The sequence below is a fragment of the Enterobacter sp. D2 genome (genome assembly GCF_034427575.1).
Classification (GTDB): Bacteria; Pseudomonadota; Gammaproteobacteria; order Enterobacterales; family Enterobacteriaceae; genus Enterobacter; species Enterobacter cloacae_M.
Genome location: NZ_JAXQPP010000001.1, coordinates 829670 through 841995, shown reverse-complemented (window position 1 = coordinate 841995; position 12326 = coordinate 829670). Strand labels below are relative to the sequence as shown.

The following is a 12326-nucleotide window of genomic DNA, read 5'->3' as shown; positions in this document are numbered from 1 at the left end:
GAAAGTAAAAAGCCGACCATCGGGTCGGCTTTTTTTATGGCTGCTGCACGGGCTTTCTCATTCCGGTCACCTCAGGCATGACCTGCCGCATCAACTCCAGAAAACGCCGCAAGCGTGCCGGATAATAGCGGGACCAGGGGTAAACAAGATGCACCGGTAACGCCGCTGGCTGCCAGTCTGGCAGCAAATGCACCAGCCGCCCTTCCCGAATATCATCCTGTACCGTCCAGCTGGATACCACCGCCACGCCAAGGCCGGTGAGCGCCGTATTGCGTGCGACATACAGACTATCGGTGCTGAGGCGCGGGGTAATCGCCACTCGCGCGGTGGCGGGTGATGCATCGTGAAAAAGCTCCACATGGCGCTGGTAGAAAGAGCTGATCGCTATCCAGGGAAACTGCTGCAAATCCTCCGGCGTGTTGACCGTCGGAAAACGGGCCAGCAGTGCCGGTGAAGCCACCACCGAGCGCGGCACTTCGGCCAGCAGCACGGACACGGTCGCCGGATCGACTTCCACGCCCACCCGAATCGCACAGTCAAGGTTGTCGCCGAGAAAGTCCGCCGACCGATCGTTGAGCATCCACTCAATCGAAAGCTGCGGATAGCGTTGCAAAAACTCGGTTACGGGTTTCAGAAGCTGATCCTGACCAAACGCGTGCGGAGCGCGCACCCGCAGCACGCCTACCGGCTCATCTTCCGTCTGCCCCACCTCATCTTCCAGCGCCAGCCAGCTGTCAATCACCCGACGGGCGTGCTGATAGCAGCGCTCGCCGTCATCCGTCAGCCGCGTCGTGTGGGTGGTGCGCAAAATCAGGCGCACGCCCAGCATGGTCTCAAGCGACTGTAACCGTCTGCTTACCGTGGCCTGGGTAGTGGCCAGCTGCCGCGCCGCCGCTGAGAGGGAGCCCGCCTCAACGATACGAACAAACGTCCGCATTAACTCCACCCTGTCTATACGCTCAGCTCTTTTCATCACACTTTCACTTATACGTTCAACGTATAAGCGTTTTACCACCGGGCCCGCTACCGTCGCAAGGCGTACTGATAAAAAATAGCCTCACACGACGAATGAGGAACATCTTATGAACACAACAACCGCCGCCCATGCCGTGAGCCGCTGGGTAATCTTAATGCTGGCGATAGGTGCAGGTTTCAGCGTGGCATCTATCTATTATGCCCAGCCTCTGCTGCCGCTGATGGGCGCAGACCTTCATCTGAGTATCGAAGGAATGGGCCTGGTTCCGACGCTCACCCAGGCGGGATATGCCCTGGGGATCCTGTTCCTGCTGCCGCTCGGCGATCGCCACGACCGCAGGACGTTAATCCTGATAAAGAGTGCGGCGCTGGCGCTGTTTCTTCTCGGCTGTAGCCTGACCGGGCAGATCCACTCTCTGCTGCTGGCAAGCCTGCTCATCGGCATGGCCGCCACCATGGCACAGGATATCGTCCCTGCCGCAGCCATCCTTGCGCCGGAAGGTAAACAGGGGAAAACCGTGGGCACGGTAATGACCGGGCTGCTGATGGGTATCTTATTATCCAGAACCGTGAGCGGCGTGGTGGGCGAAGCGTTTGGCTGGCGCGTCATGTACCAGCTGGCGGCGGCGAGCATTGCGTTCATCGGGGTGATGATGTGGTTTGTGCTTCCCCGTTTTGCCATTCACTCCACGCTGAGCTACCCCGCGCTGATGCGCTCAATGGAACATCTCTGGCGTCGCTATCCGGCGCTGCGCCGTGCGGCGCTGGCTCAGGGTTTTCTGTCGATTGCCTTTAGCGCCTTCTGGTCTACGCTTGCGGTCATGCTGCTGGAACGCTATCACCTGGGGAGTGCCGTAGCGGGTGGTTTTGGTATTGCAGGTGCCGCCGGTGCGTTAGCTGCCCCGCTGGCAGGGGGTCTGGCAGACAAACTGGGCGCAGGAAAAGTCACGCAGCTTGGTGCCGTTCTTGTGACCGTCTCATTCGCCCTGATGTTCCTGATGCCCGCGCTGGGCGTTCATGGACAGCTGATTCTGATCGCCATCTCCGCCGTTGGGTTCGACCTGGGTCTGCAGTCCAGCCTGGTCGCTCACCAGAACCTGGTATATAGCCTTGAACCGCAGGCGCGGGGCCGTCTCAACGCCCTGCTCTTTACGGTGGTCTTTATCGGGATGGCGCTGGGTTCCGCGTTAGGCAGCAATATTTACTCGCTGGCCGGCTGGACGGGCGTGGTCGCGCTGGCGACGGTCTGTGGCGTCATTGCGCTGGCAATCCGTCTGATAGAAAGCGCACGAGTCACCTCCGCATCAGCAGAAGTTGCATAAAAAAAATGCCCAATCCAGACGGATTGGGCAGTAAAACATGCCCAGTTTCAAGACATGTTCCAAGAGGTCAAGATGTTATTTGTTCAGCTGGAACAGAGACATGCCCTGCATATCGCTAAACGCTTTATAAGACGCCTGCAGGGCCGCCTGCTGCATGGTGTAAGAGGAAATCGCTTCGTTCCAGTCAACATCAACCAGGTCACTCATCTGCTTGGTCTGACCCAGCGCGCGGTCATCGCCCAGCGTATCGAGTTTTTCCAGCTCGTTCATCTTGGTTCCCACATCCGCAACGACCGTCAGGATATTGTTCTGGGAGTTTTTGATGCCGATTTGCGCATTGGCAATCACCTGGCTTTGCGCCGTTGCGGCAGCCGGATCGTTCTCAATCGGTATCTTCAGCGAGGCAATAGCAGAGTCCAGAATTTTGAACATGTTGGTCTGGCCATATCCACCGCCCGGCAGCTGTTCCGCATTACTGGTAATGCTTTCGAAAATTTGCTGGCCGGTATGGCTGATGGTCATATTTCGCGCCGTATCAACCTGCTGCGTGATAGCCTCAGCGCCGCCGTTGTAATCTCCGGTCGCGGCATCAAACGGTGCGCTCTCGGTTTTGTATCCCGCAAAGATAAAGCGGCCATTACCATCCGTCGTGTTGGCAAGGTTCATCAGCTGATCGCGGATCCCCTGAATATCGGTCGCCAGAGAAAGACGGTCGTCATCGCTTAATGTGCCGTTTGAGGCGTAAACCAGCTTCTCGCGCACGCTTGAGATCGCAGTGTTGACCTGGGTTAACACGTTATCTTCCAGCGAGACCTTCTGCGTTGCAAAGGTACGCGCGAGCGCGAACTGGCTGTTTTGCGACTGAGACTGTGACAGCACGATGGCCTGCGACGCGGCGATAGGATCGTCCGAAGGACGATTGACGCGCTTGCCGGTGGACATCTGCTCACCGTAGCTCAGCCATCTGCTCTGGGAATCGGTGATCCCACGCATGTTCTGCTCGTACATCATCTGGGTGCTAATACGCATTGTTCACCTCAACCTTAACGAATGTTGATAATTGCATCGAAGAGCGTACTGGCAGTTTGTAGAACCTGGGCATTGGCCAGGTAATACTGCTGATAACGCTGCAAATTGCCATACTCTTCGTCGAGGTTTACCCCAGAGATGGTCTGCTGCTGCTTGATTAACTGCGTTTCCACGTTGGCTTTCGTCTGGCTGCTTACCTTCAGTGACGCCGTTGAGCTACCGACGGTACTGACGAGAGAGGCATACGCATCGTTGAAGGTTTTATTTCCACCCACCACTTTGCCGTTTTGCAGATCGAGCAGTTTCTGGCCGTTACGGTTGTCACTTTCGCCGCCGTTCTGCACAGATGCCATCGCCAGTTTAGACTCGTCGCCGATCGCGAGATCCATGTTCATGATGACGTTGGAAACAGGCTTCACGGTAAAGCTGTCTTTGGTATTTGCCGTGCCGCTCACGTTGACGTTAAGGCCATCAAAAGACAGATTGCCGCTGGCATCCGGGCTCATCGTAAAGCTGGTTTTGTCTGACGAGCGGGTGACCGTCCAGTCAGTGCCGTTAAACTGCAGCTTATAGTCTGTCGCCTGGACCTGTTTGCTGTCCGCCACAGATGCCGTAACAACGGCCGAACCGCCATTCTTGCTGTTGGACAGGACCGCCGGAGAACCAAAGTTGAACAGCTTACCGCCCGCATCACCGTTCGCATCAAAACCGGCTTCATGCTGCGTATTCATCGCGTCGGCAAAGGCCAGCGCCATCTGGTTCAGGCTGTTACGGGCTTTATCCAGATCTTCCGTGCGGAAGGTCAGTAAACCGCCTAAAGAACCGGTGGTGATAAATTTCTCCGGGATCTCAATATTGCCCGCCACGTCATCGACGTAGGCGATAGTGGTACGAGCCGGATCGGCGCTGGACTTCACGGCCGCCAGCTGGCTGGCTTTGCTGCCCTGTACCAGGCTGTAACCGTTACCGAGAGAGATATTAAACGTGCCGCTATCCTGCACGGAGACTTCCACGCCCACGATTTTGTTCAGTTCAGTCACGAGCTGATCGCGCTGGTCCAGAAGATCGTTAGGTGACGCGCCCGCGCCAACGCCGGTCAGACGGGAGATCTGATCGTTCAGATTCGCAATCTGTGCCGCGTAGTTGTTGATCTGAGACACGCTGCTTGAGATGGCGGTATTAACCTGCGCGTCCTGGTCACGGAGATACTGATCGTTGGTTTTAAACTGATTGACCAGACCACTCGCTTTACCCAGCACCGTCTGACGTGCAGCCGGGTCTTCCGCGTTGCTCACCAGGGTTTGCAGGCTTTTGAAGAAATCCTGCAGGGTGGTGGAGAGCGAGTTGGTGGTATCGGAGAGCACATCGTCAATTTTTGACATCTGCTGATAGCGCGTCGTCAGACTGCTGCTCTGCGTCTGCGCGGCGCGCAGCTGGTTGGTGATGAAGGCGTCATACTCACGCTGGACACCGGAGACATAAACCCCGTTACCCACCCAGCCACCGCCGGTCAGCGTGCTGTTAGATGCGCCCAGCACCGTGGTCTGGCGGGTGTAACCTGCCACGTTATAGCTTGAAATATTATTACTGACGGTATTGAGTGCCGACTGCGCGGCACTGAGGCCACTCATGGCGCTGTTAATCAAACTGGACATGGGGGTTCCTTTTATACGTTCAGACACGAGTCCTGATGAAGGTTATCGGCAACCTCCACCGGGACTTGAGAACTTTCAGAACAGATTTTCAATATCTGTGCTATAGGCTTTGCTGACCTTCTCGCCCATGGATTTCAGCTGCTGGATCATGCTGGTGAGCTTGCGTGCATAGTTCGGGTCAGTCGCGTAGCCCGCGTTTTGTAAGGCCTGAGCGCCCTGCTCCGCCGTCGCCGCCTGCGTAACGGCGGTATAACGCGGATTGCGGCTCAGCAGGCCAACGTAGTCGGACAATGCTTCCAGATAGGAGCTGTAGACGCGGAATTTTGCTTTGACCTTCACCGCCGCACCGTTCTCGTATTCAGTGGTCGTGATCTCCGTTGTTGGCCCCTTCCAGCTGGAGGTGGCCTTCACGCCGAAGATGTTGAAGCTCGGATCGCCGTTTTCCTTGCGGATCTGACGCTGACCCCAGCCCGACTCCAGCGCGGCCTGCGCCAGAATCAGGTGATGCGGCACACCGCTCTGTTCGCTGGCGAGACGCGCGGGCAGAGAAAGCTGCGCCAGGAAGTCTTTGCTGTCACCGGAGAGCGGCTCATCGCCGCTGCCCGTGGCTTTTGGCATCGCTTTACGCACCATTTGCGTCAGAGCCTGGTTCTGATAACTGGTCACCGTTTCCAGGTCGAACTTCATCGGCACCTGCTGCGTCTGTTCCTGAGGCTGAATGCCCTGCGCGGCTTCGGTCTGTTTCACAATCATGTCAGCCAGACCGAGGCCTTTACCGGCGGTCATCTGCTGCGCAATCTGCTGGTCATACATGCTGGTGTAGAGACGCGTTGAATCACTGCTGAACATCCCGTCTTTCGGCAGGGTTTCGCGCATGCTTTTCAGCATCATCTGTACAAACATCCCTTCCACCTGGCGGGCGACCGGGCGGATGTTCGCCGCCGGGTCTTTGCCTGCTTTGGTTTTCAGTTCGTTGAGGGACTGGGCGTCCCAGGCTGCACTGGTCAACAGTTTGCTATCGGTCAGCATTAGATGATTTCCAGTTTGGCGCGCAGGCAGCCCGCGCTTTGCATGGATTGCAGGATGGACATCAGATCCATCGGCGTTGCGCCCAGGGCGTTCAGGGCACGCACCACGCTATTCAGGTTGGCGCTGGAGCGAACGCTCTGCAGCGACCCACCGCTCTGGCGCATATCAATCTGCGTTTGCGGTGTTACCACCGTCTGACCGCCGCCAAATGGCGTGTTCGGCTGGCTCACGTTCGCGGAGCGGTTAACCGTCACGGAGAGGTTACCCTGCGCCACGGCACAGCTGTCCAGCGACACTTCCCGGTTCATCACCACCGAGCCGGTACGGGAGTTGATGATCACTTTCGCATCCTGGACCGGAACGTTAACTTCCATATTCTGAATATCAGCCAGCATGCGCACCTGGTTGCTGCTGCCGGTGGAGGTGCGGATCTGCACGGTGCGCGCATCGAGTGCCGTTGCGTTACCGTAGCCGCGGCTGCGGTTGATGGTATCGGCAATTTGCTGCGCCATCGTGAAGTCTTCATTATTAAGCTGCAGGTTGATGGTGTTGCCCGCGCCAAACTGGGTCGGCAGTTCACGCTCAATGATTGCACCGTTGGTGATACGTCCACCGTTCAGCTGGTTCACCTGCACGCTGCTTCCGCCTGCGGATGCCCCCGCACCGCCAACCAGAATGTTCCCCTGCGCCAGAGCATACACCTGGCTATCAACGCCTTTCAGCGGGGTCATCAGCAGCGTACCGCCGCGCAGGCTTTTGGCGTTACCCATTGAGGAGACCACCACATCAATGGTCTGCCCCTGACGCGCAAACGCCGGGTAGGACGCGGTTACCATTACCGCGGCCACGTTTTTCAGCTGCATGTTGGTTCCCGCCGGCACGGTAATGCCGAGTTGGGAAAGCATGTTGTTCAGGCTTTGGGTGGTGAACGGCGTCTGGGTCGTCTGGTCACCGGTACCATCCAGACCAACCACCAGGCCGTAGCCAATCAGGGAGTTTTCACGCACACCCTGAACGCTGGTGAGATCGCGAATACGGTCAGCCTGGGCAAATGTTGTCACCAGCGCGAGCGCCACGGCGAAGATCGATTTAAACATGGGTCACCTCGCTTACATCGGCGATAAATTAAGGAAGAAGCGCTGCAGCCAACCCATATTTTGGGCTTCATTGATATAGCCGTTACCGACGTACTCAATGCGCGCATCCGCCACCTGGGTAGACGGAACGGTGTTGGTGCCGCTGATGGTGCGAGGGTTAACCACGCCCGAGAAGCGAATGAATTCAGTGCCCTGGTTGATGGCGATCTGTTTTTCACCCACAACGTGCAAGTTGCCGTTAACCAGAACCTGGTCAACCGTGACCGTCAGCGTACCGCTGAAGGTGTTGCTGGCGTTCGCGCCACCTTTACCGTTAAAGGTATTGCCGCCAGAGGCCTCGACATCTGCTCGCGCGTTGCCGAACAGTCCCTGCAGGTAGCGCGGGACGGTATCGAAGCCAAAATTCGTTTTGCCATCGCGGCTGGCGTTCGCCGACGAGCTCTTGCTCGCGCTGACGTTTTCCTGCAGCACAATGGTCAATGTATCGCCGACGTTACGCGGGCGGCGATCTTCAAACAGCGGCTGATAGCCGTAATTAATCGGCTGCGCGGTCTGGAAAATGGAGCCGTTGACCACTGGCGCAGGGCCGGGAACGGGTTGGGCAGTCGTCGCACCCTGGACCAATGGTTTAGACGGGATCAAAGCACACCCGCTGAGGGTGACAGCCAGAACAGTCAGTATCGGATAACGAAACGCCGCGTTTTTTTGCATTGCCTTCATCTTCGAAAACAGGGAGCCGGTGCGGCGTTTACCGCACCGGGCTACACCTTAGAGTTGCGTCAGTTTCTGCAGCATCTGGTCGGTCGTCGACACTGCTTTACTGTTAATTTCATACGCGCGCTGGACCTGGATCATATTCACCAGCTCTTCCGCCACGTTTACGTTGGACGTTTCAACATAACCCTGGTACAGCAGACCCGCGCCGTTCAGGCCCGGGGTGCTCTCATTCGGCGTACCGGAGGATTGCGTTTCGGTGTAGAGGTTCTCACCAATGCTTTCCAGACCGGTATCGTTCATGAAGGTGGTCAGGTTAAGCTGCCCAACCTGAACCGGCGCGGCCTGTCCCTGCTGGGTCACGCTGACCACACCGTCGCGTCCGATGGTGATGCTCAGGGCGTTCGCCGGGATGGTAATCGCAGGCTGAACCTGGAAACCGCCCGCCGTCACCAGCTGGCCGTTCTGATCGACCTGGAACGAACCGTCGCGGGTATAGGCAGAGGTCCCGTCAGGCAGCTGCACCTGGAAGAAGCCCTGGCCTTTGATTGCCACGTCTTTACTGTTGTTGGTCTGAGACAGGTTGCCCTGGCTGTGCAGACGCTCGGTAGCCACCGGGCGAACGCCGGTACCAATCTGCAGGCCCGACGGCAGCGTCGTCTGTTCAGAAGACTGCGCGCCCGGCTGACGGATGGTTTGATAAAGCAAATCTTCGAAAACGGCACGCTGACGCTTGAAACCATTGGTGCTCACGTTTGCCAGGTTGTTGGCAATCACGTCCATATTGGTTTGCTGGGCGTCCAGGCCAGTTTTCGCGATCCATAAAGAACTGATCATAAGGAGTCCTGTTAACTCATAGCCAGAAGTTGGTTAGCTTTGCCCGCGTTTTCATCCACGCTGCTGATGATCTTCATCTGCATTTCAAAACGACGGGCGCTGGCAATCATGTCGCTCATGGCGGCTACCGGCTTGACGTTGCTGCCTTCCAGAACGCCGGACATCACGCGGATGCTCGGATCGGCCTGTAATGTGGCACCACGCGTCGCCTGCGCCGCCTGGGTCAGACGAAACATGCCGTCGTCGCCGCGCTGCACCTCTTTGCCTTCCGCTTTAACCAGCTTAAGACGTCCGACGGGTGCAACGGTGTTGGCCGGATCGCCCGGGTTCAGCGCCGAAATGGTGCCGTCCGCGGCGATAGTCAGCTCAGAGCCTTCCGGAACGGTCAGCGGACCCGCTTCCCCCATCACCGGATGACCCTGAATCGTCAGCTGGCCCGTCGCGCTCACCTGGATATTGCCGTTACGGGTATAGCCTTCGCTGCCGTCGGCCGTTTGCACCGCCAGCCAGCCGTCCTGCTGCAGGGCAACGTCCAGCGGGCGCGAGGTGTAGTCCATCTGCCCTGGCGTCATATCTGCGCCAGGGGTTGATGCCGTCACCAGCGTACGGGTCGGCAGGGACAGCCCTTCAACCGGCACCGCGCGCAGCGCGTTAAGCTGCGCGCGAAAGCCCGGCGTAGAGGCGTTTGCCAGGTTGCTGGCGGTAACGGCCTGCTGATTGAGCGTCTGACTTGCCGCGCCCATCGCGGTATATATTGCGTGATCCATTGCGCTTTCCTGTTAGCCGCTTAACGCAGGTTAACCAGCGTATTGAGGATCTGGTCCTGGGTTTTGATGGTCTGCGCGTTCGACTGATAGTTACGCTGTGCGACGATCATATTCACCAGTTCTTTACTCATATCCACGTTGGAGGCTTCCAGCGCGCCGTTGGTCAGCTTGCCGAAGTTACCGGTGCCTGCGGTACCCAGCAGCGCCACGCCGGAGGACTGTGTGGCAGACCAGACGTTGTCGCCTTCCGATTTCAGGCCTTCGTTGTTGGCGAAGTTTGCCAGCACGATCTGCCCCAGAACCTGAGACTGTTCGTTAGAGTAGCTTCCCACCACGGTGCCATCGTCGTTGATCTGGTAGCTCACCAGGTCGCCAGGCTTGTAGCCGTTCTGATTGGTTGCCACAACGCTGTTTGCACCGGTGTTCTGCTGCATGGAGTTCTGGAAGCTCAGGGAGAAGGTCGCCGCCGTCGCACCGCTGACAGAACCCGTGGTGATGTTAATGGCCGGCGTGGCGTTTGGCGTTGCGCTCAGTACACCCGCAGCGTCGTAGTTGTAGACACCCGCCAGGTTACCGTTCGCATCAAAGTTCATCTGCGCCGCTTTTGCCGCTGTTGAACCCGCAACGCTGCCGTCCTGAGTGTAAAGATCCCATTTATTGTTGGCCGTCTTCACGTAGTAGACGTACATGTTGTGGGCGTTACCCTGGCTGTCGAATACGGTCACGGTCCCTTTTTTGTTGTAGGTGTCCGGGTTGGTCGCATCGAACGGGGCAGTTTGAACAGGATCGGTTGAGTTCAGGTTGATCTGCTGCGTCGCGGTGGTGGTTGATTTCGCCGCCATCAGGGTGTTCGGGATAGTAATCGCCTGAGGGTTCGCACCGGTCTGAACGGTTGGAGGCGTTCCGGCTGCCGGGTAGCCCGTCAGCTGCATGCCCTGCATGTTAACCAGCGTACGGTTTTCGTCCAGCTTGAACTGGCCGTTACGGCTGTAGAACACAGAACCGTTGGAATCGACCATACGGAAGAAGCCGTTCTGGCTGATCGCAACGTCCAGACCACGACCGGTGTTGGTGGTGGTGCCGTCGGTAAAGTCCTGAGTGATGCCCGCAACTTTCACGCCCAGGCCGACTTTGGAACCGGCAAACATGTCCGCAAATGAAGCAGAACCGGATTTAAAACCATAGGTCGCGGAGTTGGCGATGTTGTTGCCAATGACGTCCAGGTTGGTGGCCGCAGCATTCAGGCCGCTGACCGCTTGAGAAAAGGCCATGACTTACTCCTGATAAGTGTTAAGGCTTAGATAATCTGCCGAACTTCGTCGAGTGTGGTGGAACCAGAGGTTCCCAAATCCAGTTTGTTGCCGTCGCTTCCTTTAATCACGCCCTGGACCAGCGCGAACTGCAGCGGCTGCGCCACCAGCTGGGTTGTCCCGTTGCTGGCGCTGATCGCTACTTTGTAAGAACCGTTTGGTGCTTTAGTGCCGTCGGTCAGGCTGCCATCCCACGTAAAGGTGTGAACGCCCGCCTTCAGCTCGCCGATATCAATAGTGCGCACGACCGTGCCGTTGCTGTCGGTAATGGTGGCGGTAACTTTCTCCGCCGCCTGCTGCAACTCAACGCCAAACGGCGTGGTGGTCGTTGTGGTGTTGCCTTCGGTGGTGCTGGTGCCCGCCAGAATCGTGGTTCCAGGGATCATCACCCCGTGGCCAATCAGGCTTGCCGCCTGCAGAGACTGGGCGCTGTTAATCTGCCCGGAGACGGAGCCGAGGGTGGTGTTGAGTTTCTCAATGCCGCTAACGGTGCTGATCTGCGCAAGCTGCGTGGTCAGTTCGTTGTTCTGCATTGGGTTGGTGGGATCCTGGTTCTTAAGCTGCGCCACCAGCAGTGTCAGAAAGCTGCCCTGAAGATCGGAGGCATTGCTCCCGGTGAGGGAGTTAGAACCCGTCGTACTCTTCGTGTTATTAACACCCGAGTTCGTAGGATCATTCACATTTACGGCGATGGACATGCATGTCTCCTTTACTGGCCGAGAGTGAGCGTTTTGAGCATCATGCTCTTCACGGTATTAAGCACTTCAACGTTGGCCTGGTAGCTGCGAGAAGCCGACATGGAGTTCACCATCTCACCCACCACATCCACGTTTGGCATTTTCACGTATCCGCTGGCATCCGCGAGCGGGTTACCCGGCTCATACACCAGCCTGTCCGGCGCCTTGCTCTCTACCACATCAGACACCTTCACGCCGCCCGTCGCCGCGCCCGGCGCAGCATCGACCTGAAAGACAACCTGTTTGGCACGATAAGGCTGGCCGTCTGGTCCGGTTACGCTGTCGGCGTTCGCCAGGTTACTGGCAGCCACGTTCAGGCGTTTGGACTGCGCGGTTAACGCCGAACCGGCAATATCAAAAATATTCAACAAGGCCATCTATCAGTTCCCCCCCTGCAGGACGTTCATCATGCCTTTGATTTGTCCGCCGAGTACGGTTAAGCCCGTCTGGTATTTCAGACTGTTATCGGCAAACTGCGTACGCTCCCGGTCCATATCCACGGTGTTACCGTCGAGTGAGGGCTGATCGGGAATGCGGTAAAGTAAATCGGTCGCTGGCGCGGTCATCGCCTGAGCAGGAATATGGCGAGAGGATGTCATGGCAAGTGCAACACCCGTTCCTTCGGCACGTCCACGCTCCATCACCTTTTTGAGTTCACTGGAAAAATCAATATCGCGCGCCTGAAACCCTGGGGTATCGGCGTTAGCAATGTTGGCGGCTAAAATCTCCTGCCGCTGGGCGCGTAAATTGAGCGCTTCCTGCTGAAAACGTAACGCGGCGTCGAGTTTATCGAGCATGTCTCCTCCGCTGATGGCAAAATTTCAGTTCACAGCTTAAATCTCACCCGGTCTCTC

The 12326-nt window shown here is 57.4% G+C and carries 13 protein-coding genes; 1 reads left to right on the top strand and 12 read right to left on the bottom strand.

What is annotated here, in order from left to right:
- Positions 1-34: 34 nt before the first annotated feature.
- The gene (locus SPG90_RS03990; RefSeq protein ID WP_023311145.1) at positions 35-937 is read right to left on the bottom strand and encodes a LysR family transcriptional regulator; all 903 of its coding nucleotides are present in this window, start codon (positions 935-937) and stop codon (positions 35-37) included.
- Between the two features lie 145 nt (positions 938-1082).
- On the opposite strand from SPG90_RS03990, the gene SPG90_RS03985 reads away from it, so the two are divergent.
- A complete protein-coding gene (locus SPG90_RS03985) occupies positions 1083-2297 on the top strand; it encodes an MFS transporter (protein WP_023311144.1) in 1215 nt (404 codons plus the stop codon).
- A 75-nt stretch (positions 2298-2372) separates the two neighbouring features.
- Here SPG90_RS03985 and flgL read toward each other — a convergent pair whose 3' ends face one another.
- From flgL to flgB, 11 genes are all read right to left on the bottom strand, one after another.
- Positions 2373-3326 carry a flagellar hook-associated protein FlgL gene (flgL, locus tag SPG90_RS03980; RefSeq protein ID WP_045357072.1) on the bottom strand — a complete coding sequence of 318 codons (954 nt, stop codon included), beginning with the start codon at positions 3324-3326 and terminating at the stop codon, positions 2373-2375.
- 14 nt (positions 3327-3340) lie between these two features.
- Positions 3341-4981 carry a flagellar hook-associated protein FlgK gene (flgK, locus tag SPG90_RS03975; protein ID WP_126304406.1) on the bottom strand — a complete coding sequence of 547 codons (1641 nt, stop codon included), beginning with the start codon at positions 4979-4981 and terminating at the stop codon, positions 3341-3343.
- Between the two features lie 75 nt (positions 4982-5056).
- The gene (gene flgJ, locus SPG90_RS03970; protein WP_023311141.1) at positions 5057-6010 is read right to left on the bottom strand and encodes a flagellar assembly peptidoglycan hydrolase FlgJ; all 954 of its coding nucleotides are present in this window, start codon (positions 6008-6010) and stop codon (positions 5057-5059) included.
- Entirely contained in the window at positions 6010-7107 is a 1098-nt protein-coding gene (locus SPG90_RS03965; RefSeq protein WP_023311140.1) for a flagellar basal body P-ring protein FlgI, read from the bottom strand. Before SPG90_RS03965 ends, flgJ begins: the two co-directional genes overlap by 1 nt.
- 12 nt (positions 7108-7119) lie before the next feature.
- A complete protein-coding gene (flgH, locus tag SPG90_RS03960) occupies positions 7120-7818 on the bottom strand; it encodes a flagellar basal body L-ring protein FlgH (protein ID WP_023311139.1) in 699 nt (232 codons plus the stop codon).
- A gap of 57 nt (positions 7819-7875) precedes the next feature.
- The gene (flgG, locus tag SPG90_RS03955) at positions 7876-8658 is read right to left on the bottom strand and encodes a flagellar basal-body rod protein FlgG (RefSeq protein WP_008500810.1); all 783 of its coding nucleotides are present in this window, start codon (positions 8656-8658) and stop codon (positions 7876-7878) included.
- A gap of 11 nt (positions 8659-8669) precedes the next feature.
- The gene (locus SPG90_RS03950; RefSeq protein WP_023311138.1) at positions 8670-9425 is read right to left on the bottom strand and encodes a flagellar basal body rod protein FlgF; all 756 of its coding nucleotides are present in this window, start codon (positions 9423-9425) and stop codon (positions 8670-8672) included.
- Positions 9426-9445: 20 nt separating this feature from the next.
- Complete coding sequence (flgE, locus tag SPG90_RS03945) at positions 9446-10696, bottom strand: flagellar hook protein FlgE (protein WP_023311137.1); 1251 nt, start codon at positions 10694-10696, stop codon at positions 9446-9448.
- 26 nt (positions 10697-10722) lie between these two features.
- Positions 10723-11433, bottom strand: coding sequence for a flagellar hook assembly protein FlgD (gene flgD, locus SPG90_RS03940; RefSeq protein ID WP_045401867.1), 711 nt, complete (start codon positions 11431-11433; stop codon positions 10723-10725).
- A gap of 11 nt (positions 11434-11444) precedes the next feature.
- Complete coding sequence (flgC, locus tag SPG90_RS03935; protein ID WP_055321342.1) at positions 11445-11849, bottom strand: flagellar basal body rod protein FlgC; 405 nt, start codon at positions 11847-11849, stop codon at positions 11445-11447.
- Between the two features lie 3 nt (positions 11850-11852).
- Complete coding sequence (flgB, locus tag SPG90_RS03930) at positions 11853-12269, bottom strand: flagellar basal body rod protein FlgB (RefSeq protein WP_023311135.1); 417 nt, start codon at positions 12267-12269, stop codon at positions 11853-11855.
- Positions 12270-12326: the final 57 nt, after the last annotated feature.

Excerpts from the sequence above, each read along its gene's own strand:
- flgK (WP_126304406.1), bottom strand. The coding sequence starts at position 4,981 with ATGTCCAGTTTGATTAACAGCGCCATGAGTGGCCTCAGTGCCGCGCAG.
- flgL (WP_045357072.1), bottom strand. The coding sequence starts at position 3,326 with ATGCGTATTAGCACCCAGATGATGTACGAGCAGAACATGCGTGGGATC.
- flgJ (WP_023311141.1), bottom strand. The coding sequence starts at position 6,010 with ATGCTGACCGATAGCAAACTGTTGACCAGTGCAGCCTGGGACGCCCAG.
- flgB (WP_023311135.1), bottom strand. The coding sequence starts at position 12,269 with ATGCTCGATAAACTCGACGCCGCGTTACGTTTTCAGCAGGAAGCGCTC.
- flgG (WP_008500810.1), bottom strand. The coding sequence starts at position 8,658 with ATGATCAGTTCTTTATGGATCGCGAAAACTGGCCTGGACGCCCAGCAA.
- flgE (WP_023311137.1), bottom strand. The coding sequence starts at position 10,696 with ATGGCCTTTTCTCAAGCGGTCAGCGGCCTGAATGCTGCGGCCACCAAC.
- SPG90_RS03985 (WP_023311144.1), top strand. The coding sequence starts at position 1,083 with ATGAACACAACAACCGCCGCCCATGCCGTGAGCCGCTGGGTAATCTTA.
- SPG90_RS03950 (WP_023311138.1), bottom strand. The coding sequence starts at position 9,425 with ATGGATCACGCAATATATACCGCGATGGGCGCGGCAAGTCAGACGCTC.
- flgH (WP_023311139.1), bottom strand. The coding sequence starts at position 7,818 with ATGCAAAAAAACGCGGCGTTTCGTTATCCGATACTGACTGTTCTGGCT.
- SPG90_RS03965 (WP_023311140.1), bottom strand. The coding sequence starts at position 7,107 with ATGTTTAAATCGATCTTCGCCGTGGCGCTCGCGCTGGTGACAACATTT.
- SPG90_RS03990 (WP_023311145.1), bottom strand. The coding sequence starts at position 937 with ATGCGGACGTTTGTTCGTATCGTTGAGGCGGGCTCCCTCTCAGCGGCG.
- flgC (WP_055321342.1), bottom strand. The coding sequence starts at position 11,849 with ATGGCCTTGTTGAATATTTTTGATATTGCCGGTTCGGCGTTAACCGCG.
- flgD (WP_045401867.1), bottom strand. The coding sequence starts at position 11,433 with ATGTCCATCGCCGTAAATGTGAATGATCCTACGAACTCGGGTGTTAAT.